Origin of the sequence: Methylomonas sp. MED-D, from assembly GCF_050276835.1 — a bacterium.
Lineage (GTDB): Bacteria > Pseudomonadota > Gammaproteobacteria > Methylococcales > Methylomonadaceae > Methylomonas > Methylomonas koyamae_A.
In genome coordinates this window covers 5,104,337-5,127,561 of the sequence record NZ_CP189965.1, presented here as the reverse complement: position 1 = coordinate 5,127,561, position 23,225 = coordinate 5,104,337, and the positions used below count along the sequence as shown (strand labels likewise).

The window sequence follows — 23,225 nt, the reverse complement described above, 5'->3', positions numbered from 1 at the left end:
TTACAATTCGCCGACGGAGAATTATAGACTATTCAATATAAGTCGCGCGGCGGCCGGACCTTGGCCCGGCCGAAAAACGCGCTGGGGCTGGTTATTTCTTTTGGGATTCTTGCGCGATCAGTTCGTTGGTCACGCTAATCATATTGGCTTGGGATTTGGCGGATTGCCCGGTCACTTTATATTTGCCGTTAATAATCAAGGCCGGTACGCCGGTGATGCCGTAGCGCGGCCCCATCGCTTCGGCCTGACGCAATTTGGCGTCCACCAGGAAAGAATTGTAAGCATTGCGAAAATCTTCGTCCTTGACACCGTGTTCGGCGAAGAATTTAGCCAGTTCGTCTTCGCTGATCAGTTTTTGTTTTTTGTTCTGAATGGTGTCGAAAAAGTCGGCGTGGACCTTTTCAAGGACGCCGAGGGCCTCCGCCGTAAAATATGCCTTGGCGTGCTTGCCCCAGATGTCGCTAAAAACCGCGGGTTGGCGGATGAACTCGACGTTGGCCGGCTTGGTTTTCAACCATTCCGCCATCGACGGTTCCAAGCTGTAGCAATGCGGGCAGCCGTACCAAAAGAATTCGATGACTTCGACTTTCTCCGGATTTTGCACCGGCTGAGCGGGGGTCAAGGTTTCGTAGCCGCCTTCCGCGCGCGCCAGCGCGGTGAAGCAGAACAGGCCTAATATCGCGATTTTTTTCAACATCTATAGTTCTCCGTAAGAATGAAATCCCAACAAAAACGTTATCCCGGTCGACATGAATGGAACAGGATACATGGCCGCCGAATCCGGCATTGTCGGTTCAGACTCGGCTGTCCCGATAAAGTGCCGACACTATAGCGGGCACTACGAAAAACGCAAAATCCGGGCGGATGAAGACGGGTTGGCGCGACGGTTGGCGTTACGCTGGACGCCGATTCGGCAAGCTCCGCATCCGGCTGTTTTAGGAGGAGGTCGGATGTCGCCCGTTGCGGGCCGACAATGCGGAGGGAGGCGGTGAGCCGATTCAACCGGCTTGTTTGGCGAAACAGCGACAGATGGCGCCGCCGGTCCGAAAAGGCCGGCGGCGGATTAGGCTACTTCATCGTGGAGATGTAGTACGCAACGGCCTGGATTTGCTGATCGGTCATTTTCCCGGCAATCATGTGCATCATGTTTTCCGGGTTGTTGCTACGCGCACCGGATTTAAAGTCGGTCAGCGATTTGATCAAATAATCGGCATGCTGAGAGTGCAGGGCTGGGAACGCGGCCGGTTTGTTGCCTTCGCCGAAGGGGCCGTGGCAGGCCACGCAAGCGGAAACCTCGCGGCTCAAGTCGCCGTTACGGTACAGGTCGCTGCCTTGAGCGATCAGCGCGGTCAATTCGGCCTTTTTCTGTTCGTCGGTTTTGGCGGGCGCCTCGTCGTCGTCATTGTCCGGTAGTTTCGGAGCCGGGTTGCCGGCGATGCGGTTAGCCGAATAATAGGTGGCGATTTCTTGTATCGCTTGTTCGTCCAGGCCGGCCGCCAACGGCGCCATCATCGGCGAATTGCGGGTGCCGGATTTAAACGCTTGCAACTGTTTGGCCAGATAATTTTGGTGTTGGCCGGCCAGTTTGGGAAAGCTAGGCATCATGCTGTTGCCGTCTTCGCCGTGGCAACCGGCGCAAGCCGCAGCCTTGGTTTTGCCCGCGCTATTCCCCTGCGCGTACGCGTGGCCGGTAAAGGCCAGCGCCAGGGTGACGGAAACAGTCAGCAGTTTTTTTATCATTATTTGAAGCCCCTGTTCAGGATGATGGATCGACATAAGCAAATGGACACTTGCCTATAGACGTTATAATGCCGGGATTCTAACCGATTTAATTTGACTAAGCGAGATCGTCATGAACCCCCTTTATCATCAGGCCTCATTCGTCGCCAGCGCGCCGAGATTGCAAGATGCGCCGCCGGATCAAGGGATGGAAATCGCCTTTGCCGGCCGTTCCAATGCCGGCAAATCCAGCGCGATCAATACGCTGGTGCAGCAAAATGCGTTGGCCAGGGTCAGTAAAACCCCCGGCCGCACCCAACTGTTGAATTTCTTTCGCATCGACGACGACCGCAAGTTGGTCGATTTGCCCGGCTACGGCTACGCCAAGGTGCCGGAGGCGATGAAACGGGAATGGCAGCAAATGATGGAAACCTATCTGAAGAATCGCAAAGCGCTATCCGGCATCGTGTTGGTGATGGACATTCGCCATCCGCTAACCGATTTCGATTGGCAAATGGTCGAATGGTGCGAGGTCAGCAAGTTGCCGCTGCACATCCTGCTGACCAAAGCCGACAAATTGAAATTCGGCGCCGCCAAAACCACGTTGTTGCAAGTGCAGCGCGATTTGAGCCGGGCCGAAATCGTCGTCAGCCTGCAATTGTTTTCGGCCTTGAATAAAACCGGCATCGACGACGTACACCAGGTGTTGGACGAATGGTTTGGATTTTCGTCCGAAGCGAGCGCTTGAAAGCGCCGGATAGTGCCGGCGATCCCGCGTGAAGGCTAGCCCAAGCCTATCCGCAATCCCGATCGTCGAGGTCCGGCGCGAGGCTTCGATCCGTTCCATCCATTCAACAGCGAACCAATTGCCGCCATGAAAACCGCCGGTTTTTCGATATTCGGACTGATTCTCGCGATCGCCGCCGTAGTTTACGGACTGCTCGCGGCATCGTTGCCGAACCAAGACGGCGAGATCCGTTTGTCGGGCTTGTCGGCGGAAGCGACGGTGCGGAGCGACGACTTGGCGATTCCGACGATCGCGGCGCGGAATCGGGACGACGCCTTTCGGGTGCTGGGCTTTCTGCACGCCCGCGACCGGTTGTTTCAAATGGAATTGATGCGGCGCAAGAGCGCCGGCCGCCTGGCCGAGTTGTTCGGCGATTCGGCGCTGGCCCTGGACCGCAAGCAGCGGATTTTCGGTTTCGAGCGGGTCGCCGGGCAAATCTTTGCGGATATGCCGGAAACCCAGCGTTCGGCTTTGCAGGCTTACGCCGCCGGCGTCAACGCGTATCTGACTCGAACCACGATATTGGCGCCGGAATTTCTGGCGCTGCACTTGCGCCCTGAGCCGTGGCGGCCGGAAGACAGCCTGCTGGTGGTGTTGGCGATGTTCCAAACTCTGAACGGCTACGAGCAGGACGAGCGCATGGCCAGCGTGATGGCCAAGGCGTTGCCGGCCGATTTGCTGACCTTCCTAACCCCCGACACCGATCCCTACGCGACCGTACTGACCGGCGGCGACCGACCGCGCCGCTACAGTCCAAACCTGCCCCGCGATGCGCTGGCGGCATTGCCGGAAGCCGGCCGGCAACTGGCGGTCAACCGCGTCGATGCCGACAACGCGGTCGCCGGTTCCAACAATTGGGCGGTATCCGGGCGCAAGACCGCCGACGGCCGGGCCATCGTCGCCAATGACATGCACTTGGCGCTGGGCCTGCCCAACATCTGGTACCGCGCCGAGTTGCAATACCGGGACCGGCAGGTCGCCGGCGTTACGCTGCCCGGCGTACCGGGCGTCATCGTCGGCGGCAACGGTCGGGTAGCCTGGGGTTTTACCAACGTCACCGCCGACCTGTTCGACTTGGTGAGCTTGGAAACCGACGCCGACCATCCCGGCGCCTACCGCACCCCGCAAGGTTGGCAACCCTTCGCCAGCCGGCGCGAAACCATCAAGGTCAAAGGCCAGCCGGACGTCGACATCGAATTGCGCGACACGATTTGGGGACCGGTATCCGACCAGCCCTTGCTGGGTAAGCCGGTCGCGATCAAATGGACCGCGCTGGAACGCTACGGCGTCGATTTGGGCTTGCTCGATCTGGACGGCGCCGCCAACGTCGATCAGGCATTGACGCTGATCAATCAAGCCGCCGGTCCGCCGCAAAACGTGGTCGTTGCCGACCGGGACGGGCGCATCGGCTGGACCTACATGGGCCGTTTCCCAAAACGGAGCGGCTTCGACGGCTTGATTAGCCGTTCCTGGGCGGACGGCGACATCGGCTGGCAAGGCTTCATCCCGCCGGAGCAATTGCCGAGATTGGTGGACCCGGCCGAGGGCTTTATCGCCACCGCCAACAATCGCACGCTGGGCGCCGACTATCCGTACGTGATCGGCCACAACTGGGCCCTGGGCTACCGCGCGTTTCGGATCGCCGAATTATTGCGCGGCAAGGACAAGATCGACGAATCGGCCATGTTGGCGATTCAGCTCGATAGCCGGGCCGGCGCGCTGGACTTTTACCAGCAACTGGCGCTGGACGAACTGCGAAACCTATCCAACAAGGACGGCGATTTGCAAAGCGCCGAACGCGCGTTGCAGGCCTGGGACGGCCGCATGAACGCCGATAGCGTCGGCGCAGCCGTGGTCAACGAATTTCGCAAACGCCTGGCGGAAACCGTGTTCGCCAAGATCGTCGCGGCTTGCCGGGTTTACGATCCGGAGTTTCGTTATGCCTGGCGGGCCATGGAAACCCCGCTACGCCAACTGCTGACCGAACGCCCGCCAGGCTTGCTGGCCGAGTCCTACCGCGACGATTGGTCGGCGATGATCTCCGATACCCTGCGCGAAACCGTGCGGGCACTGCGGCAACAATATCCGCGGACCGAGCCGGATCGGCTGACTTGGGGCGAAGCCCACGCCATCGGCCTGCAACACCCGTTCACCAAAGCGATGCCGCAACTGGCCGCCGTATTGAATCTGCCCGCCTTCGCCAGCCCAGGTTGCGCCAGCGTTTGCGTGCGGGTCATGGACAACGCCCACGGCGCCAGCGAACGTCTGGTGCTGTCGCCTGCGCATCCGGAAGACGCGATTCTGCAAATGCCGGGCGGTCAGTCCGGCCATTTTCTATCGGCCCATTACCGCGACCAGCAAGCCTTCTGGCAAAATGGCCAACCGGCGGCGCTGTTCGGCCCGGCCCGGCCGGGTGTGCTCGAGGTCTTGCCGGAATAAGCCGGCGCCGGACCATCCTCTTTCCTCAACCGAATCCGGCCGGGCCGGAACAACGACTCATGACAAGCATTTCGACGGCGCCGGCGGACCGGGCGCGCAACCTTTCCGAGTGGTGGCTGCCGGTTCTGTCCGGCCTATTCATCGGCACCAGTTACATTCCGTTTCCGCCCTGGGCCTCGCTGTTCGGCTTCGTGCCGTTGTGGCTGTTCTGGCAGCGGCAAACCGCGTTGAAGCCGGTCGTTTACGGCGGTGTGCTGACCAGCACCGTCTACACCCTGATCGGCTTCAATTGGGTGACGTATACGCTGCACGAATTCGCCCAGGTGAATTGGTTGGTCGCCGGGATCGGCATGCTGATTTTCGCGATGTTCGGCCATGTGTTCGCGCCGCTTGCCGGAATTGCCTGGTTTGGGCTGCGCCGGTTCGCGGCTGGCCGCGCCGGGCTGTCCTACGGACTGATGGCGGTAACCACCGCCCTGGCCGAGTTGTACGTGCCGATGCTGTTCAAATGGAATTTCGGCTATAGCTGGTACGGCGCCGGCCTGCCGCTTTACCAGTGGGCCGAGTTCGTCGGCTTCGCCGGCCTCAGCATGCTGACGATACTCGCCAATCTGTGGCTGCTGTTCGTCTGGCAGCGCCGCCGGCAACGGGCCGGCAAACTGGCCTTGCTGGTTTTTTTGCTGGCCTTCGCCGGCGCCAACGGCGGTGGCCTGTGGCTGAAACAGCGCTTGCCGGAGCCGGACGCCGCGTTGGACGTGTTGCTGGTGCAAGCCAATATCGACAACGGCCAAAAGCGGGCGATGGAGGGCGGCAAGGGTTACCGGGCCGAAATCCTGACCGAATATTTCCGAGCCACCGACCTTGGCCTGGAAAAATCGCCAAACGTGCATTTTGCGATGTGGTCGGAAACCGCGTTCCCGTCGCTGCTCGGCGGCGAATTCAACCAATCGCCTTACGCCGCATTGCTGAGCGAATACCTGCGCAACCGCCAATTGCCGCTGCTGACCGGCGCCTACGGCCGGGACCGCAACGGCGACATCACCAATTCGCTGTTCGCGGTCGATCAGACCGGCAAGGTGCTGGAGCCGCACTACAGCAAAACCATTCTGCTGGCGCTGGGCGAATACCTGCCCGGCGCGGAAACCTTCCCCTGGCTGAAACAACTGTTGCCGATGGTCGGCCAGTTCGGCCGCGGGCCGGGGCCGACGGTACTGCTGGAGATGAACGGCTTCAAAATGGGGCCGCAAGTCTGTTACGAAAGTTTGTTTCCGGAGTTTTCCAAGGGCCTGGCCGACTTGGGCGCGCAATTCATCGTCAACGTCACCAACGATTCCTGGTACGGCACCTGGCAGGAACCCTACCAGCACCTGTACATGACCTTGGCGCGCGGCATCGAATTCCGCCGTCCGGTGTTGCGGGTCACCAATACCGGCATTTCCACCGTGTCGCTGGCCAACGGCGACGTGTTGGCGTTTTCGCCCTTTCATACCCGCTGGGCCGAGTCTTATCACGTACCCTTCGTGGCCGAACCGCCCGCCACTTTCTATCAGACCCATTTCTATCTGATGCCGGGATTGTTATGGGCTGGGCTGGCGGGATTGCTGGGCGCGGGTGTGTTGCTCAATAAACGGAAGAGACGGGAGACGTGAGGACGATTGATGGGTTGGGTATTCGTTGGGTGCTTGTGGCTACGGGAATCTCGCTTGACATAGAGTGCCTACCTGATAGAGTCGGCGGCAAATTAATGCGCAGGCAGGATTGCCTGAAAAGGCGGTTAATATTGGCTTATACGGGCGGATTTGCCTGATGATCAATAGTTAGGCGTCTTAAATCCACAGGGCTACTTAGATGGGCATCTTCTCCAAGCTATTCCAGAAACACGCGGTGCAAACGCCACTTGAAGCGTTTGTAAGTTTAGTAACGCCGGAGCAGTCCCAAGCAACCTACCGATCTGTGAAAGATGAGAGTCTCCGTCTTCCTGCTGCCCTATCGACCTGGGTTCTATACCTCGCTCATCGGTTCTCAACTGGGTTGCGCGAAATGCTGACATCTCTGGCAAAGACTAGGGGCACCAACAGTCCATTCGCTTATGACGCAGTTACTTTCGAGGCCGCCGCGTTCTGCCACTACTGGTTGATGCGCGAGATCCTCAACGCTGATGATGAAGAACCCGAGGATGACGCGTATTTCGAGTGCTTGAAGGTTTCCGCCAATATCACTAGTTCGCTACTGGAAAGCAAAACGAACTTCGACTTGCCAACGGAGCTACTCCTAAAACGCAGCATGGCTTATTCATACGATGAAAAATACAAAGACGTTCCCCCAGAGGAGAAATTTGCCAACTTCCTGATTTCATCCTTCCAGAGTGGTTCGCCCACCGTTAAATCCCCTGTAGGTATCTCTACCAGTTTGCCACTCCAACTCTCCGTTGCCTCATACATTCCCATCTTCGAATCGGCATATTTGGCCGAATTGAAAAAGATTGCGAGAGTCATGTATTTGGCAGATCAGGAAGGTGCTCTTTGACGCCGACACCCAACCCTGCGGTCCATGGGACGCTGCGCGATAATGCCGCGCAACGCCTTTGACCTGAACGTAGGAATCACGGCATGCGCACAAACGGCATCCTATGGGTTGTTGGTATCGCGGTTGTTGTGGCCCTCATTCCGTCACTACCGTATGGCTACTACTCCGTAATGCGCTGGGTTGTCTGTGCGTCATGCGCGCGGCTTGCACTCACGTCATACCGCAATGAGTGCGAGGAGTGGGCTTGGTGCTGGGGAGTGATCGCTGGTATCTACAACCCAATCTTTCCCGTGCATGCCAATCGGGAGATTTGGTCTATCGTCAATGTCGTGACGATTGGGGTTGTGGCTTGGTATGGCCATAAAGTGTTACGACTCAACAAGGGGAACCAACATGGGGGAGAAGCTTGAGAGCACATTCGGTTGCGGGTTCGCAATCCTCTTATTTGGTTTCGGCATCCTGCAGCTTGGCGCTGGCTGGGCCGGAATCGAGGATTCGTTTGGCTGGGGCTGGGGGTGTGCGGCAGCGGTTGCTGCAATTTTTTTCCGATTCACCATTCCAATAGTTCTTGGCGCATTCCTTTTCGCCAAGAACATCTGGGACTGGCATTGGTTCTTCGCGCTTCTTTTCGCGGCACCGGGTCTGCTCTTTATGGTGCCGGCGTTTTTTGCATCGCTTGTCAGTGCAGTGAAGCGCTAAGTTAATCGGGTAACCCGTAAGGCGGAACGCGTTAGCGGTTCCGCCAAACCAACAGCCTGGGTGGGCACGGTGTTTGTGCCCACGCGGATTGAAAGCAAATTTATTTTGTGTTTCGCTAACGTGAAGCTGATTTAATGTCGGGTTTCGGCCCGACAGCCGAGATACTTTTCTTTGCTTGTCCAAAGAAAAGTATCCAAAAGAAAGGACACCCCATGCCGCTTGTATCCTGCGCTCCTGCGGGTTTGAGCGGGGTTTTTGGAAGGGCTATCCATAGCCCTCCAAAAACGCGCGGCATCCCTGCCGCGCCCCTGCCGGGCAATTTCCGCTCGAACCCTTCGGTGCTCGGCGCGGCATCAGGGGATTAACCCCGCCGCGAGTAGAATTGTTGGCGGGTAGTAATGTAAGGTCGGCACGATTTAGTGCCCACGCGGAATCAAACGCTACCGGTGGGCAAACTTGCCCACCCTACAGCCAGGTAGGGTGGGCACGGTGTTTGTGCCCACGCGACACGCTGTTACCGATTCATTACTCTGAAAGTCACCCGAAGCGGTCACTCAATTCGGTGTCGTAGCGTTGTCAATCGCGGCTAGAGCCGCTCCCACGCCAGGGACTTTCATTTGCCGGGGCGACGCAACTGTTTCATGAGCGTTAGGTATTGGAAATTCCTGATTGGCGGGTTTTCAAATCGTAAACAACAGCCATGCATGCGCCGCATGCCATTTTCGAGGTTTCCGATGAAGAAGGTACGCGGTGCGTACCCTACCAGGTTCTTTGGTTAAGTTGGATGTTCTATTTCCGCTACCTTGCCACCATTCATGTCGTGCTTCGCAAGATCGAGCACGACGGCACTACCGAGTAAGCAGGGAATTCATCCATGAAACCTAACCCTAACCCTGCGTTCGAGGCGACCTGCGCGAAAAGCCGCGCAGGTCAGCTCACTTTCACGTTAGCCCTCTGTTCGACATTGGCAGCAAAGCTCGGTAGAATTCTTAGTTAGCTTTGAACGGGGGCCAGATCATGAATACACAACTCTTACAGCAAGCTCGTGTACTTGGCATTGATGAGCAGATCGAACTGGTTGAAGCTATATGGGATGGTATTGTTAGTCGTGGCGCCACGCCATCGTTGACCGAAGCGCAAAAAACGGAACTTGACCGCCGCCTCGCGGACCACCTTGCCAACCCCGATGATGTAGTTCCCTGGAGTGAAGTAAAAGCCGCTGCTCTTGCCAAAATCAGGCAATGAGTCTGCGCGTCACGTTTCATCGTGCCGCCAGTGCAGAGTTCATCGAGGCAAGTGCGTGGTATGAGGCCAAGCGAATTGGTCTTGCACTTGAGTTCATGGCTGAAATTGAACGTTGCGTATCGCTGGCATCTAAACAGCCGCTCCAGTTTGCCATTGTTCGTGCGGACATACGACGTGTTGTTGCCAATCGTTTCCCGTACAACGTTTATTTTCGCGCAGAAGATCATCGCATCGTTGTCTTGGCGGTATTTCATTGCAGCAGAGATCCCGCCATTTGGCATGCGAGAGCCTAACCTGGCGCTCAACCGGAGCGGGGTTGTGATGCAGTCTTATTTTTTCAGCTTTTCGTGCCGCGCCCGGTTAGCTCTACGTTAGCCGTCATGCTCCGTCTCGCCTCGGTGCTCCTGTCTCTTGCTGTCGTCGTTGCGCTATCGACAGGCGGTTTCAGTTCGGCGCCAACAGTGCTCTCCTTCCAGCTGGTGGATCAAACCCGTAAGGTGGAACGCCTGATGGCTTCCGCCCTACCTGACCTCAATCCCCAACCACTGTCCCGCGATTCCGGCGGGGCGTTTGATGGACTTCCCTGAGCCTAAATAAACCGCGTTTTGCTCGATTAGGCGGGGCAAGTTCTGGCCGAGATGTTGTTAAGCCTATCCACTCGATTTCTCGCTGCGGAGCTTGGCGCCAGGGGATAGTTGCATTGGAGTACAAACCTAGGTTTGTACTCCGGCCGAGTTGTTTGGGCGACTCCGGCTGGCGGGAAAGGTGGGTTCGTATCGCTGGTGGTCGGCCGAGCAAAAAACATTCGGCGCCGAGTATCGCTGGTAGTCGGCCGGGCAAAAATACTCGACACCGCATGTCGCTGGAGCTTAGCTAAGGGTGGGACGGCTTTGTAATCAGCGAAATGCTTGAATCATCGGGCGTGGCGCTAGTCTCCATGATTCATTTTTATTCATGCCGGTAACCCTAGAATCCCCAGACCTTGGGGTTTTTGCGTTTTTTGGTCGGTGAAAACTCGGCGGAACGCGTCGGCGGTTCCGCCGTATCAATTAACCCAACACATCGATAAACCTCTCCACGTCGTCCGGCTTAGTGGCGAAGCTGGCGACCAGGCGGACCAGGGTTTCGTGCTCGGCGAGTAGACCCGGCGCGGCGTGCGGCGGATTCCACGGATAAAACACCGCGCCGGCCGCGCGCAGCCGGGCGGCGTCGGCCTGGGTCAAAATCGCGAACACCTCGTTGGCTTCGGCCGGCCAGGCCAGCCGGGCGCGGCCGGAGGCGGCGATGCCTTGTTGCAGTTGCGCGGCCATCGCGTTGGCGTGGCCGGCCAATGCCAGCCACAGGCCGTCGTGCAGATAGGCCTGGAATTGCGCGGCGATAAAGCGGCTTTTGGAAAACAACTGCGCCGCGCGCTTGCGGATGAAGGGCAGATCCTTGGCCGCGGCCGGGTTCATGAACACCAGCGCCTCGGCGCACCAGCAACCGTTTTTGGTGGCGCCGAACGATACGATGTCCACGCCGAGTTTCCAGGTCATGTCGGCCGGCGTCAGGTCCAGCGCGATCAAGGCGTTGGCGAAGCGGGCGCCGTCCATGTGCAGCGGCAGCCCGTGGGTTTGCGCCACCTCGGCGATCGCGGCGATTTCGTCGGGACGGTAAACGGTGCCGATTTCGCTGGCTTGGGTGATGGACACCGCCATCGGCTGGCCGGCGTGGATGAAATCGGCCGGAAAGCGGCGAATTTCGGCGGCCAGCTTGGCCGGATCGAGCTTGCCCAACTCGCCGTCGACCGCCGCCAGCCGGGCGCCGTGGGTGAAAAATTCCGGCGCGCCGCATTCGTCTTCCAGCATGTGGGCTTCGCGATGGCAGAAGGTCACGCCGCCGGGCCGGTTGATCGCGGCCAGCGCCAGCGAGTTGGCGGCGGTGCCGGTGCCGACGAAGTACACCGCCACCTCGCGTTCGAACAGTTCGTTAAAGCGCCATTCGATCGCTTTGTCCAGCTCGCTGGCACCGTAAGGCGCGGCGAAACCGGCCGATGCGGCCAGCAAATGTTGGGCGATGGCCGGGTGAGCGCCGGCCCAGTTGTCGGAGGCAAAGTTCATCGCAAATCCTGAGTGCAAAGGTCGCTCTACCTTAACCCAGATCGCCGCTTTGTATAATGACGATTTTCTCAGCCCGACTGCTTATGCCGCCCGACATCGCCGCCCTGATTTGCCAAGCCACCGGCGCCGTCCAGACCGAGCCGCACCAAGTCGTGCAACGGCTGTGGAGCGGCTACGGCCGGATCGTCCGCTACCGCTTGCACGGCGCCGACCGCGCCGGCGTCGTGGTCAAGCACGTCAAGCCGCCGCGCATCGGGCACGGCGACCTCTCGCACCGGCGCAAATTGCGCTCCTATCAAGTCGAAACCGTCTGGTATAGCGATTGGAGTTCGCGTTGCGATCATGCTTGCCGGGTGCCGGCGAGCTTGGCTTCGGCCAGGTTCGGCGACGAAGTGGTGCTGATCCTGGAAGACCTGGATGCCGCCGGTTTCGGCCGGCGCCGCTCGCGGATTACGGAGGACGATTTAAGCGCCTGTTTGGCCTGGCTGGCGAATTTTCACGCGACTTTTCTTGGCGATAAGCCGGAGGGCTTGTGGCCGACCGGCACTTACTGGCATCTGGCGACCCGGCCCGACGAGTTGCAGGCGTTGAACGATCCGCCGTTACAACAGGCCGCCGCCGCGATCGACCGGGCGCTGAGCGCCAGCCCGTTTCAAACCCTGGTCCACGGCGATGCCAAGCTGGACAACTTTTGCTTCGCCGAGTGCGGCCCAGTCGCGGCGGTGGATTTTCAATACGTCGGCGGCGGGCCCGGCGTCAAGGACGTGGCCTATTTCATCGACAGTTGCTTGCCCTTGCCGGAATGCGAACGGCGCGAGGCCGAATTGTTGGCGGTGTATTTCGCCGAACTGCGCCGGGCCTTAAGCGTCAAGCGCCCGGATATCGATGCCGACGCGCTGGAACGCGACTGGCGGGCCTTGTATCCGCTGGCCTGGACCGATTTTCACCGCTTTTTAAAAGGCTGGAGTCCAGGCCATTGGCCGCGCGACAGCTACAGCGAACGGCTGGCGCGGCAAGTGATAACCCAACTGAAGGAGGTCCAATGCGATTGAGCGACCTGGACTTGCACCTGCTCGGCCAAGCCGCGATCTCGGCCGCCTACCAGGCCGGCCAACTGATCGCCCGCCACGCCGCGCGCGAGGTAGCGGTCAACACCAAGGCCGGTGGCGCCAGCCTGGCCGCGCAAGTGGTCACCGAAGTCGACCATCTCAGCCAGGATGTGATTTTGCAAGTGTTGCTGCCGACCTGCGCGCATTACGACTTGGCGCTGTTGTCCGAGGAAAGCCCGGACGATAGGGCGCGGCTGGACCGGGATTATTTCTGGTGCATAGACCCGCTGGACGGCACCTTGCCGTTTATCGAAGGCGTGCCGGGCTATTCGGTGGCCATCGCGCTGGTGGCTCGCGACGGCACGCCGGCGATCGGCGTGGTCTACGACCCGTTGAGCCAAACCTTGTATAGCGCCGTTGCCGGCCGGGGCGCTTGGCGCAATCGGCAACGGTTGCCGGCGCGTCCGAGCAGCCCGATCCTGACCTTCGTCACCGATAAAAGCTTCGCCGACGACCCGCTTTACGCCGCGACCTTGCCCGAGCTCGAGCGCATCGCCGCCGAACTGGGCTACGCAAAGACCGAATTGAAACTGCAAGGCGGCGCGGCCCTGAACGCCTGCCTGGCGCTGCAAACCCCGGCTTGCTACTTCAAATACCCCAAACCCCAAGTCGGCGGCGGCAGCATCTGGGACTATGCCGCCACCGCCTGCCTGTTTCGCGAAGCCGGCGCGCCGTTTAGCGACATGCGCGGCCGGCCGCTGGCCTTGAATCCGGAAGGCTCGACTTATCTAAACCATTGCGGCGTGTTGTATTGCAGCGACGGCGGGATCGCGGAGCGGATGCTGGCGTTGTATCGGCGTTTATCTGGTTAAAACGGGCGAGGCCGTGCTACGATTCGAATGAGGTAAGGCTCGCCGCCCCAAGCTTCGGATGAGTTTACCGGGAATCCATTGGCGAATGGACTAAACGATGCTTGTTAAGCTGTGTTCATGATCGTTGCATTCAAAGATTAGGCTACCGAAGATATTTTCAACGGCGTATCTTCGGCGATCGCCAGAAAAGCTTGCCCGCAAGCCATTTGGCGAATCGTCGCTAGAAAGCTCGATCAGTTGGATTCGGCCATTTTTCTGGAGGAATTAAGGGTTCCGCCGGGGAATCGTCTTGAAGCGTTATCGGGGGACAGAAAAGGGCAATACAGTATTCGCATTAACGATCAGTTTAGAATTTGTTTCAAGTGGTCGGAGTCAGGGCCGGACGAGGTCGAAATCGTCGATTACCACTAGAGGTGACCCATGGTACGCATACCAACCCATAGAAAACCCACTCATCCGGGCGAAATGTTGGAAGAAGAGTTTTTAAAGCCGATGCAATTCACGGGTCAGCAATTGGCCGAAGCGATTCATGTGCCTCTGCAAAAAATCGAGGATTTGATTCAGCAAAATGATAGCGTTAACTCCAGCCTTGCTTTACGGCTCGCCCGTTTTTTTGGCATGTCCGCCGATTTTTGGCTGAATATACAAATTCGTTGGGATCTTTATCAAACCCAGCAATTTGAACAGGCTGAGTTAGATAGCATTCAGGATTTTCATCATTTCAAGAAAAGCGCCTGACTGAAATAAGGTTTTCGGATTTAAGCAACGCCGTCATGCCCGCCGGGAAACGGGCATCCAGTGCCACGGATGATGGCAAGCTTCGATTCGTTCGTGCCGTCTGGATTGCGGAATTGAAGCGAAGGCATTGCCCGTATCCATGGTTTCATGAGTTTTCACGTTTCCCCGTAAAAGAAGTCACCAGAGATGGTGCGCCGCCAATCGATCTGGTTGATGGCGACGAGTTAGCGGAGAAATTGAAAGAGTTGGCGCTCGGGGTAAAAACGGAACTCGTGGAACGCGTCAGCATTGATACGGCATGGTTCGAAAGCTTATGACGTATAACTCGGCAATTGCCATGGACACCAGCCGGTCGCGAATTTTTAACGCGGCGGAAAATCGCTATTTGCCATCGAGAAGTCGCCGTATAGTATTGGCCGATCGATACATTGCCTTCGGGGAGTTCGAACCATGCGCTTCATTCTTTCGGTGCCTATTGCCTTATTTTTATGGTTTCTCGTCGGCTCATCCGTTGCCGAACCGGGGCCGCCGGCCGGCATTGCGGCGTATGCGTGCCGGAATGGGCAGATTCTTCATCTGTTGGCGTTCGACGACGCGCCGGGACGGCAAGGTTGGGCGCATTTCGGCGGCACGCGGGAAGGTAGCGAATCGCCAATTGAGACGGCCGCCAGGGAGTTTTTCGAGGAGTCGAACTGCGTCTATCGATTGGCGGCGCTTACCGATGCGAATATCCGCGGGCCGTCCCGGTCGCCGGACTCAGCGTTTCTAACCTTCGTCGCGAAAGTGCCGTTCGTGCCGGCCAACGTGCTGGCGATGCAGCGAGAATGCTTGCACGTCGAGCGCAAGCAATGGGTCTGGGTAAGCGACCACGAATTCGGTGAGGCTTTGGACTCGAGTGCCGACGATCTGCGGGTTTCGGTCTACGACGGCCCGGTCGACGAAATTTATTTTTGGCCGAACTCGCTCAAGGCATTGCGCCAAGCCAAAACGGACGGGCTATTGCCATCGGCGGCGGAGTGCCCGACCGACCGTTGAGCCTAGGTATTATCCGGCCGACACACCGGTAATCGCAGTTAAAGCCTCTCCCGGAAGGACGTGTTTCATACTCAGCGCGAAATCCTTTTTTTGATCGTCAACTTGCCCTACTTTTTCATCTCCACGCAAACGCCCGTGAACACGTAGCTGTGGTTTCCGCCGTTTTGGTTGTCGAGTACTTTCCAATCCGAAGTTAAACTCCAGCCGGGTTTGTTTTCGTTGGGGTTGTAGTAGTAATCCTTGCCGCCTTCGCGGGTCACCAAGATATTGTGCATACCGGTAAAGGTGCCGGTGGCTGCTTTGGCGCCGTTAAACATCAAGTAGCTGGCGTTATAGAAAACGCCGTCGGTTAGCGTAAGGCTGGTGCTTGTCCCGCCGCCTTTAATCAAATTAAACAGCGAACCCAGCCCTTGTTTTGTTGCGAGGTCGGTTACGTAAACCAGCGCGCCGGTCTTTTGGCTATCGTCGCAAACCAACTCGGCCTTTACCGTCTTGTTCGAGATTTTGTCGGTTTCGGTGATGATTTTGCGCGGGTCGCTATTTTTGGCGGCGGCGAGCTGGTCGATTCCGGGCGCCAAACCGCCCGTGGATACGAATTGGATGGCCGGCCAGACGGTTTTTTCGGCAAATGTCTGGTCCAAACACAGCTGATTGTTAGAAAGTTCGGCGATCGCAATGACCGTGCAATGCGCCGCGCAAGAATTGCCGTTTTGTTGGGGGAGAGTTTTCGATGGCATGATGCCTCCTAGGCGATAGGCTGGTTGGATTGGCGGGTGTGGAGGGGCGACGGCGGTTCGCGCGCCGCCGTTTGGGTAATGGTCGATTCGGCTTGCGATTTCCGATTTCCGACATCTGAAGTTAGATCAAAACCGGCTAATGTCCATCCCTGCCTAAGATAATCGCCTACTCTTTTTCTTTGTCCGCCATCGGCCCGAACAAAATCCGGTACCAAAACCCGGCCTCGAAAACGCCGCCGACCGCGAAGGCTATCGTGCCGGCGCCGGCATAGCCGGCCCAATAGCAGGCTAGCGCGGTCAGCAGCAGCGCGGCGCTAAGCAGATGGCGTTTCATCGTCGCGATTCGAGTTTGCTACCGAATCCTCGGAAGGCCTAGCCTCGGCTAGCAAATCCAGGTAAGCGGTGGCCAGCAACTGTTCCGGGCGTATGTCCAACGCCGCGATCAAGCCGTCGGCGACCGCTCGGCCGGCGGCTTCGCTTTCGGCGTCGTTCAACACCACTTCCAACTCCAGAAAATCGCCCAAGCCTTCGACCTGATCCAAATGGATGCGGGTGCGGCCGACCAAGAACAAGGTGCGTTGCTTGCGGACCCGGCCGATGGTGCCGTAGGCCAGCGTCAGCGCGTCGCGCAGGCTGGCCGGCGCGTCGGTGGGCGAGATTCGATAAAACGAAGTTTTCGGTCCGGCTTGATCCGGACGCTGGTAGAAAATCAGTTCGCCGCTGTTGTCGGAAAACGCCCGCAACTTGAGGCGGCCGTTCGGACACTGAAAAAAGGTGTCGTCCTGTGTCAGCGTGAACGGTCCCTGATCGGCGATACCGGCGACCAGCGGCAGCAGCGCGGCGACGCTGGCGATTCGGGCTTTGATTTCGATATTTCTGGCCATATGAGGTCCGTCGTTCAAGTTTCGGGTGGGTTGCGGGCGGCGGATTCGGAGCGTTCCGCAACCAAGTCGGCCATGTCGTCGTGCCCGGCTTCCCGTAAGCCGGCGATCACGCTGCTCCGGTTCGCCGCCGGTTGATTTTGACTGACTTTCCATTTGCCCAGCAAGCGCGTTATCCGGATTTCGATGCCGACGATTTGGGTCAGCAGGCGCTCGGTAAAATCCGCCGGGGCGTCGGCGACGGCCCAAGGCTCGGCGAACGCCGCCTCCTGTGCCGCCGTCATAGCGGCGATTTGTTCGCGTATCCAGACCGGATCGTCCAAGGCTCGCAAACGGCCGTAGGCGTGGACGGCGGCGTAATTCCAAGTCGGCACCACCCGGCCGGTTTCGCGTTTGCTGGCGTACCAGCTTGGCGAAATATAGGCATTCGGGGCTTGGAAAATCGCCAGTAGTTCCGTGGACGACTCGTCGGCGCGCCACAGCGGGTTGGCTCTGGCGACGTGACCGCGCAAGCAGCCGTAAGCCGAGCCGTCGTCGCCGCATAAATGCAGCGGAATGTGGTTGGCGTTCAGACCGTCGCCGGCCAGCGTCACCAGTGTCGCCAACGGATATTGGCGGATTAGGTCTTGCATGACTTCTATGCGGGGTTCGGCGAACTGTTCGGGACTGTACATGGGGCTCAGCGGCGATGGTTGGGAGGATGCGTTGGGAAGCCGGGCTATGGCACTTGATGCGCGCCATTGCGTTGGCCGTGGAACGGGAGCAAGGCCGGGCCAAGATCGCCAGGCTCGAAATCGGGTAAATGGCGGTAAACCTGTTCGATGTCGGCGTGCGCGGTCAAGGCCCGGATTACCGACGGCAACGGTTCGGCCCAAATGCCGGCGATGTCGGTTTCGCCCGGCGCGCGCGGTACGAAGGCCAAGCGTTCGGTCGGCGGGCAAAACTCGGCGGCGACGCCGGCTTTGTTGCCGCGCGCGTCGAGCCGGTACCAACCGTGGTCGGTCAAATACACCGCGTTCAAGCCGTGCAGACAATACGGCGGAATGTCGCCGTCTATAGATAGGCGCTGGTAGCACAAGCCGGCCGGAATTCGGTTGGCGCGCAGCAACGCTGCCAGCAAATGGCTCTTGGCGTAACAATAGCCGGTGGCGTGGCTTAAAACCTCGGAGGCGCGGCAGGTCACCGGGTTTTTGCGGTAATCCCAACTGTGTTGGATGCGGTCGCGGACGAATTCGAAGCAGCGTTTGGCGATGTCTTCGTCGCCGCCCGCGCCGGCCGCCAAAACGGCGGCTTGGGCCAAAACGGCCGGATGCCGCCAGTCGATGTATTCGCTGGCGGCCAGGAAGGCTGCGGGGTCGGTTGGGTTGGTCATCGCGGACTTCGAATGCTTGGCAAAGGGTGGGCACGATTATCGCATTCGTCTGGGGTCTGTGCGATGTTCGCGGCTAAGCGAGAAACCGTTCGCCGCCGTTTGCCGGCCGGGTGCCGCCCAGAATGCCGATCGACGCGGCGTTTTGCGCTGCAATTGGTAAACTGCCGATATTCCTTTCGAATTTCGGGCAACCTTCATGGCAATCAGCGTTTTCGACATTTTTAAAATCGGCATCGGCCCGTCCAGTTCGCATACCGTCGGACCGATGCGGGCGGCGATGACTTTCGCCGCCAACATGGAGCAACGCGGTATCGCCCCGGCAATCAGCCGGGTCAAAATCGAGCTGTTCGGCTCGTTGGGCGCCACCGGCAAGGGGCACGGCAGCGACAAGGCGGTGATGCTGGGCCTGGAAGGCGAAGCGCCGGACTTGATCGATCCGGCGATTATCCCGACCCGCTTGGCGGCAATCCGCGATACCGGCCTGTTGAACCTGCTGCAACGTTATCCGTTGCCGTTTAACGAAAAAGCCGACTTGCTGTTTCACCGCAAGGCGCTGCCCTATCACGCCAACGGCATGCGTTTCAGCGTGTTCGACGCGGACGCCGCCGAATTGGCGCAAGCGGATTTTTATTCGGTCGGCGGCGGCTTCGTCGTGACCGATGCGGCGGCGGCGCTGGACCAACTGACCCACGACGATACCCGCTTGCCCTACCCGTTTCGCACCGGCGCCGCGCTGCTAAAGCTATGCCACACCCACCGCAAGCCGATCAGCGAGCTGATGCTGAGCAACGAAAAAGCCTGGCAAAGCGAGGAGCAAATCCGCGCTAAATTGCTGAACATCTGGCACGTGATGCAGGCCTGCGTCGAACGCGGCTTGCACGAGGAAGGCATTTTGCCGGGCGGTATGAAGGTCAAACGCCGCGCCGCCAATCTGCACCGGCAATTGACCGGCGAAATTCCCAGCCAGACGCCGAACCTACCGGTCGGCACGATGGAATGGGTCAATCTATTCGCGTTGGCGGTTAGCGAGGAGAACGCCGCCGGCGGCCGGGTCGTCACCGCGCCGACCAACGGCGCGGCCGGCATCATCCCGGCGGTGCTGCATTATTACTGGCGGTTTTGCCCGGACGCCAGCGAAGACGGCGTGATCCGCTTCCTGTTGACGGCGGCGGCCATCGCGATTTTGTACAAGGAAAACGCTTCGCTGTCCGGTGCCGAAGTCGGTTGCCAGGGCGAGATCGGCGTGGCCTGTTCGATGGCGGCCGGCGCCTTGGCCGAGGTACTGGGCGGCACGCCGGAGCAAGTCGAAAACGCCGCCGAAATCGGCATGGAACACAATCTGGGCCTAACCTGCGATCCGGTCGGCGGCCTGGTGCAAGTGCCTTGCATCGAACGCAACGCGATGGGCTCGGTCAAGGCCATCAACGCCGCGCGGATCGCGCTACGCGGCGACGGCAAACATTTCGTGTCGCTGGACAAGGTCATCAAAACCATGCGCGAAACCGGCGCCGACATGAAAACCAAATACAAGGAAACCTCGCGCGGCGGCTTGGCGGTGAATTTGATCGAGTGCTGATGAGGAGGCGCGCGGTATTACTCACGGCCTCTTGCGTCGGAATAGTGGGTGGTGAATGCTCGCAATCGACCGATAGGGCTTATCCAATGACCGGGAGTGAGCCGATTGTCGACAGTAGGATGGGTAGAGCGAAGCGAAACCCATCAATCGAGGCTTACCCAAAGGGACAAATGGCAAAGATGGTTTTGGGAGCATCGAATTAGAAACGAGGACGACTTTATCAAGCATGTTGACTATATTCATGACAATCCAGTAAAACACGGCTATGTCAGTTTTGTTGCCGATTGGCGATATTCATGATTTCATGATTTCGTCAAACCCGGCATTCTCCCGGAAAATTGAGCAGGCGGCATATATCCTGAATTGGATTTGGCGTAATCGATGGTGTTTTTGATGGGTTTCGGCTAGCGCCTCTACCCATCCTGCGAGCTGAAATTCAGATCAATAAATTACCGCCTGGAAGATCAGTTTTTGGTGGATATACCGAACTTTCTAATAGCTAGTTAGGCTTTATGTAAACATGGACATCAAGGCGAAAAAAAGACTTCAAGAAGTTTTATCCTTTTGGCACAAGGCTGCTAATTCATATCAGGATGTAGATGAATTTGTTATTAATTTAAATGCCTGCATACAAGCAAGTAGAAATGTCACTTGGGTTTTACAAAACCAAAAGTCAGAAATTTCAAACTTTGATTCATGGTATGTTCATAGTTGGCAAACCGCTATGAAAAAAGACCCCATCATGCGCTGGTGCGTTGACGCAAGGAATACTATTGTGAAGCAGGAAGACTTAGCTATTCATAGCGTAGCTCATGCTTCAATACATAATAACTATCTAATGGAGCCAATTTTTGGTATTTCCGTAGATATAATGGCAGATATGTCTCAGGTTGCTACCGCACTGTTACCTGTCGTTCCTGAGCAACATAAAACCGATGGTTTCATCCGGCTTGAAAGGCAATGGAAAGTCGAAGGATTAGAAATTGAATTACTTAGTGCTTTAGCCCACGTTGCTACTGTATTAACGATGTTGATTAATGATGTTGATGAACGTAAAGGTGCTAGCTCTATTTATCCAGAATTTGATAAAAAATCAGATAAAATTGATCATGAAACTATTAAAGGCTTAATAGAGGAACATTCGCCAGAGTGTATGAAGCAGTTTGAGGATTATCGAGTTGCGTGGTTCAAATTGCCGAATCTTGAACAATATGATTTTAACGAAGATTCAAATGAATTCGACTTAAGTGATGTTGAGGTTGCAAAAGAAAGATATGAACATAATGGATTTAAACAACTTTTTTCTAAGATACCAAAATCAATTTCGTTCTCAGAAAAAGTAGATGCTTTTTCTGGCATTGCTAAACAAATGCTTCAAATTGATAAATATCACATAAAATTAGTCGTATTGTTTTGCAGGTCAGGGGCGATTGAATTAGTTACAACGGAGTTTCAAGATCAGGGTGATAAATACGTATTTTGGCATAAAATTGCAAAAAAAGTGCGGCGCAAAGGTGTTAAAGAATTGATATCGATTGGTGAAGCATGGGTTTATTCTTTAGATGACAAAATTAGGTATGGTGATCCCAGTCTTATTCCAAATAAAGGAGAAGTATTACTCATTTCTGGCGTATCAGAAATAGGGGAATGTATAGTTGTTCAAATCCCATTTTTTCGTAAAGAAGGCCAGATTTTTTTTGCTGAAAAGCAAATTTCACATGAAATTCCTAATAATTTGACACCTATAACCAAGGTGTGGAAAAAAGACAGTAGATTTAGGCGTCAGCAACCCAATATTCAAACGTGAAGGCGGATGGGTTTTGCAAATCCCTGGAAATCGTCTGTTTAATGCATAAGATGGATTGTCTGGTGGATACTGTGGAGCCAACAAGCCTGTTAGGGTACGCACCGCGTACCTTTTGGCTATCGAAGCGGAAATCTTATGAGCAAGAATGAAATAGAAGATGAGTTGTGGCCTGAATACAATTTGCAAAATTTACAGGTCAGAAAATTGGGGCCGGGCCGCAAAAAATTTTACGACACGGTTCGTTTAGAACCCGATGTGATTGCAGCGTTTCCCAACGCCGATGCTGTAAATGAAGCACTGCGTTATTTAATTGAAATAGCCAAGCATTCGGCCAGCCTAACTCAACGCTCCAGAGGACTCCGCTAACGCTCCGCTGCTGAGTTTTGCGTTATACATTCGCGATCAGCACATATCAAGGATATTGTTTAGAAAATGAGTCCAACTGTTTTTCGAGAAAGCGGCTTCCGGTTTTATTTCTTCTCGCGTGAGGAACCGAGAATGCACGTCCATGTCCAGAGCCAAAATGGAGAAGCACAATTTTGGCTCATACCCGAAATCGAACTTGCACAACACATTGGGCTTTCCCGGCACGAAATCGACGAAGCACTTCGCTTAATTCAGGAGCACGAAAATGAAATCCGCAAGGCCTGGCTTAAACACTTCCCGAGTTGAAGTAACCAATATATCTAAACATGGTTTCTGGCTATTGCTAGAGGACGAAGAATTGTTTCTTCCGTTCTCCGACTTTCCTTGGTTTCAAAAGGCTTCGGTCGGGAGTATTCTTAATGTCGAGCTTCCTTCATCGAATCATTTATATTGGCCTGAGTTAGATGTGGACTTGGCTGTCGAATCGATTCGCTATCCTGAGAAATTTCCGCTGGTAAGTAAACTCAATACTTAACCCAACGCTCCGCTGCTGAGCCTGGTAGAGTACGCACCGCGTACCTTTGGGCTTTCGTTGCAATGATGGCCCGCCGCTGGTACGCGATGCGTACCCTACATCCGGTATCAGAAATACCCAATCATTGACGGCATAGGGTTTGTTTGCCGCCGTTGGTTAAAGCGCGCGGCATGGCCGCTTTTTGATCATCCCTCCGTATTTGGAAACGGTATCGTGGTTTCCGATTCGGGCCACGGAATCCCTCTGCCTTCGGTATTTTCGCTTGCTCTTTTCGTTAGGCGGCTTGACAAAGTCCATTAATAGACTTATTTTCACTTCAAGTTTATTCGAAACCGGGAGGGCTGATGTTGGTCCCAGCGCAAAATCCCTTATCCGCCGACAGCGCGGCCGTGGCCGGCGCGGCGTTGCGGACCTTTTTCAGTATCGCCGAGGCCTGGCGGCTCAATGTCGAACAGGCGATGGTGTTGTTGGGACTGGATTCGCGCAGTACTTACTTCAAGTGGAAGAAGCAGCCGGAGTCGGCCAGTTTGAACGCCGACAAGCTGGAGCGTTTGTCTTACATTTTCGGCATTTACAAGGCCCTGCAGATTTTACTGCCGCGCGCCGAGGCGGCCGATCAGTGGCTGCACCAAGCCAATCAGGCCGCGCCGTTCGCCGGCCAATCGGCCTTGCAGCGCATGTTGTCCGGGCGGGTGGCCGATTTGTACGTGGTCCGTCAATATCTGGACGGCCAGCGCGGCTAG

General features: G+C 56.8%; 28 protein-coding genes. 20 read left to right on the top strand and 8 right to left on the bottom strand.

The window, feature by feature from the left end; genetic code table 11:
• Window positions 1-91 precede the first annotated feature (91 nt).
• Together ACQE3E_RS22905 and ACQE3E_RS22900 are read right to left on the bottom strand one after the other, a co-directional pair.
• Window positions 92-697: a thiol:disulfide interchange protein DsbA/DsbL gene (locus ACQE3E_RS22905; protein WP_064031453.1), complete on the bottom strand. Its 606-nt coding sequence runs from the start codon at window positions 695-697 to the stop codon at window positions 92-94.
• Window positions 698-1,068: 371 nt separating this feature from the next.
• The gene (locus ACQE3E_RS22900; protein WP_064031452.1) at window positions 1,069-1,740 is read right to left on the bottom strand and encodes a c-type cytochrome; all 672 of its coding nucleotides are present in this window, start codon (window positions 1,738-1,740) and stop codon (window positions 1,069-1,071) included.
• A 112-nt stretch (window positions 1,741-1,852) separates the two neighbouring features.
• On the opposite strand from ACQE3E_RS22900, the gene yihA reads away from it, so the two are divergent.
• The 8 genes from yihA (at window position 1,853) to ACQE3E_RS22860 (ending at window position 9,708) form a co-directional block, all read left to right on the top strand.
• Window positions 1,853-2,467 (top strand): ribosome biogenesis GTP-binding protein YihA/YsxC, encoded by a 615-nt coding sequence (yihA, locus tag ACQE3E_RS22895; protein ID WP_313730937.1) that lies wholly within the window; start codon window positions 1,853-1,855, stop codon window positions 2,465-2,467.
• Between the two features lie 126 nt (window positions 2,468-2,593).
• On the top strand, window positions 2,594-4,945 hold the full coding sequence (locus ACQE3E_RS22890) for a penicillin acylase family protein (RefSeq protein WP_313730939.1): 2,352 nt from the start codon (window positions 2,594-2,596) through the stop codon (window positions 4,943-4,945).
• A gap of 59 nt (window positions 4,946-5,004) precedes the next feature.
• A complete protein-coding gene (gene lnt / locus ACQE3E_RS22885) occupies window positions 5,005-6,594 on the top strand; it encodes an apolipoprotein N-acyltransferase (RefSeq protein WP_313730940.1) in 1,590 nt (529 codons plus the stop codon).
• Window positions 6,595-6,793: 199 nt separating this feature from the next.
• Window positions 6,794-7,471 (top strand): hypothetical protein, encoded by a 678-nt coding sequence (locus ACQE3E_RS22880; protein ID WP_313730942.1) that lies wholly within the window; start codon window positions 6,794-6,796, stop codon window positions 7,469-7,471.
• Between the two features lie 83 nt (window positions 7,472-7,554).
• Entirely contained in the window at window positions 7,555-7,881 is a 327-nt protein-coding gene (locus ACQE3E_RS22875) for a DUF6804 family protein (protein WP_409521130.1), read from the top strand.
• A complete protein-coding gene (locus ACQE3E_RS22870) occupies window positions 7,865-8,170 on the top strand; it encodes a hypothetical protein (RefSeq protein ID WP_313730944.1) in 306 nt (101 codons plus the stop codon). Before ACQE3E_RS22875 ends, ACQE3E_RS22870 begins: the two co-directional genes overlap by 17 nt.
• 1,017 nt (window positions 8,171-9,187) lie before the next feature.
• On the top strand, window positions 9,188-9,415 hold the full coding sequence (locus ACQE3E_RS22865; RefSeq protein WP_071160799.1) for an addiction module protein: 228 nt from the start codon (window positions 9,188-9,190) through the stop codon (window positions 9,413-9,415).
• Complete coding sequence (locus tag ACQE3E_RS22860; protein ID WP_313730945.1) at window positions 9,412-9,708, top strand: type II toxin-antitoxin system RelE/ParE family toxin; 297 nt, start codon at window positions 9,412-9,414, stop codon at window positions 9,706-9,708. Before ACQE3E_RS22865 ends, ACQE3E_RS22860 begins: the two co-directional genes overlap by 4 nt.
• Window positions 9,709-10,464: 756 nt before the next feature.
• On the opposite strand, the gene ACQE3E_RS22855 is transcribed toward ACQE3E_RS22860, so the two are convergent.
• A complete protein-coding gene (locus ACQE3E_RS22855) occupies window positions 10,465-11,514 on the bottom strand; it encodes a threonine aldolase family protein (RefSeq protein WP_313730946.1) in 1,050 nt (349 codons plus the stop codon).
• A gap of 83 nt (window positions 11,515-11,597) precedes the next feature.
• Here ACQE3E_RS22855 and ACQE3E_RS22850 point away from each other — a divergent pair, with 83 nt between their 5' ends.
• The 6 genes from ACQE3E_RS22850 (at window position 11,598) to ACQE3E_RS22825 (ending at window position 15,208) form a co-directional block, all read left to right on the top strand.
• Window positions 11,598-12,566, top strand: a complete 969-nt coding sequence (locus ACQE3E_RS22850) for a phosphotransferase (protein WP_313730947.1) — start codon at window positions 11,598-11,600, stop codon at window positions 12,564-12,566.
• Window positions 12,557-13,435 carry a 3'(2'),5'-bisphosphate nucleotidase CysQ family protein gene (locus ACQE3E_RS22845; protein ID WP_313730948.1) on the top strand — a complete coding sequence of 293 codons (879 nt, stop codon included), beginning with the start codon at window positions 12,557-12,559 and terminating at the stop codon, window positions 13,433-13,435. The genes ACQE3E_RS22850 and ACQE3E_RS22845 overlap by 10 nt, the downstream gene beginning before the upstream one ends.
• 153 nt (window positions 13,436-13,588) lie before the next feature.
• Entirely contained in the window at window positions 13,589-13,846 is a 258-nt protein-coding gene (locus ACQE3E_RS22840) for a type II toxin-antitoxin system RelE/ParE family toxin (protein ID WP_427501662.1), read from the top strand.
• 9 nt (window positions 13,847-13,855) lie between these two features.
• Window positions 13,856-14,173, top strand: coding sequence for a HigA family addiction module antitoxin (locus ACQE3E_RS22835; protein WP_313730951.1), 318 nt, complete (start codon window positions 13,856-13,858; stop codon window positions 14,171-14,173).
• Window positions 14,174-14,208: 35 nt separating this feature from the next.
• Window positions 14,209-14,490, top strand: a complete 282-nt coding sequence (locus ACQE3E_RS22830; RefSeq protein WP_313730952.1) for a hypothetical protein — start codon at window positions 14,209-14,211, stop codon at window positions 14,488-14,490.
• Window positions 14,491-14,623: 133 nt separating this feature from the next.
• Window positions 14,624-15,208 (top strand): NUDIX domain-containing protein, encoded by a 585-nt coding sequence (locus tag ACQE3E_RS22825; protein ID WP_313730953.1) that lies wholly within the window; start codon window positions 14,624-14,626, stop codon window positions 15,206-15,208.
• A 107-nt stretch (window positions 15,209-15,315) separates the two neighbouring features.
• On the opposite strand, the gene ACQE3E_RS22820 is transcribed toward ACQE3E_RS22825, so the two are convergent.
• The 5 genes from ACQE3E_RS22820 to ACQE3E_RS22800 all read right to left on the bottom strand — a co-directional run bounded on the left by ACQE3E_RS22820 (window position 15,316) and on the right by ACQE3E_RS22800 (window position 18,198).
• Window positions 15,316-15,945, bottom strand: coding sequence for a hypothetical protein (locus tag ACQE3E_RS22820; RefSeq protein ID WP_313730954.1), 630 nt, complete (start codon window positions 15,943-15,945; stop codon window positions 15,316-15,318).
• 166 nt (window positions 15,946-16,111) lie between these two features.
• Complete coding sequence (locus ACQE3E_RS22815) at window positions 16,112-16,279, bottom strand: hypothetical protein (RefSeq protein WP_313730956.1); 168 nt, start codon at window positions 16,277-16,279, stop codon at window positions 16,112-16,114.
• Entirely contained in the window at window positions 16,260-16,829 is a 570-nt protein-coding gene (locus ACQE3E_RS22810; RefSeq protein WP_313730957.1) for a class IV adenylate cyclase, read from the bottom strand. Before ACQE3E_RS22810 ends, ACQE3E_RS22815 begins: the two co-directional genes overlap by 20 nt.
• 14 nt (window positions 16,830-16,843) lie before the next feature.
• Window positions 16,844-17,500, bottom strand: coding sequence for an FMN-binding negative transcriptional regulator (locus tag ACQE3E_RS22805; RefSeq protein ID WP_313730958.1), 657 nt, complete (start codon window positions 17,498-17,500; stop codon window positions 16,844-16,846).
• 44 nt (window positions 17,501-17,544) lie between these two features.
• Window positions 17,545-18,198, bottom strand: coding sequence for a transglutaminase-like domain-containing protein (locus ACQE3E_RS22800; protein WP_071160790.1), 654 nt, complete (start codon window positions 18,196-18,198; stop codon window positions 17,545-17,547).
• 196 nt (window positions 18,199-18,394) lie between these two features.
• Here ACQE3E_RS22800 and ACQE3E_RS22795 point away from each other — a divergent pair, with 196 nt between their 5' ends.
• The 6 genes from ACQE3E_RS22795 to ACQE3E_RS22770 all read left to right on the top strand — a co-directional run bounded on the left by ACQE3E_RS22795 (window position 18,395) and on the right by ACQE3E_RS22770 (window position 23,225).
• On the top strand, window positions 18,395-19,774 hold the full coding sequence (locus tag ACQE3E_RS22795; protein ID WP_427501121.1) for an L-serine ammonia-lyase: 1,380 nt from the start codon (window positions 18,395-18,397) through the stop codon (window positions 19,772-19,774).
• 520 nt (window positions 19,775-20,294) lie between these two features.
• Window positions 20,295-21,581 carry a hypothetical protein gene (locus tag ACQE3E_RS22790; RefSeq protein ID WP_427501120.1) on the top strand — a complete coding sequence of 429 codons (1,287 nt, stop codon included), beginning with the start codon at window positions 20,295-20,297 and terminating at the stop codon, window positions 21,579-21,581.
• Window positions 21,582-21,716: 135 nt separating this feature from the next.
• On the top strand, window positions 21,717-21,947 hold the full coding sequence (locus ACQE3E_RS22785; RefSeq protein ID WP_427501119.1) for a hypothetical protein: 231 nt from the start codon (window positions 21,717-21,719) through the stop codon (window positions 21,945-21,947).
• A 66-nt stretch (window positions 21,948-22,013) separates the two neighbouring features.
• Complete coding sequence (locus tag ACQE3E_RS22780; RefSeq protein WP_427501118.1) at window positions 22,014-22,253, top strand: DUF4160 domain-containing protein; 240 nt, start codon at window positions 22,014-22,016, stop codon at window positions 22,251-22,253.
• Window positions 22,213-22,482: a DUF2442 domain-containing protein gene (locus ACQE3E_RS22775; RefSeq protein WP_427501117.1), complete on the top strand. Its 270-nt coding sequence runs from the start codon at window positions 22,213-22,215 to the stop codon at window positions 22,480-22,482. The genes ACQE3E_RS22780 and ACQE3E_RS22775 overlap by 41 nt, the downstream gene beginning before the upstream one ends.
• Window positions 22,483-22,826: 344 nt before the next feature.
• Window positions 22,827-23,225, top strand: coding sequence for an MbcA/ParS/Xre antitoxin family protein (locus tag ACQE3E_RS22770; protein ID WP_427501116.1), 399 nt, complete (start codon window positions 22,827-22,829; stop codon window positions 23,223-23,225).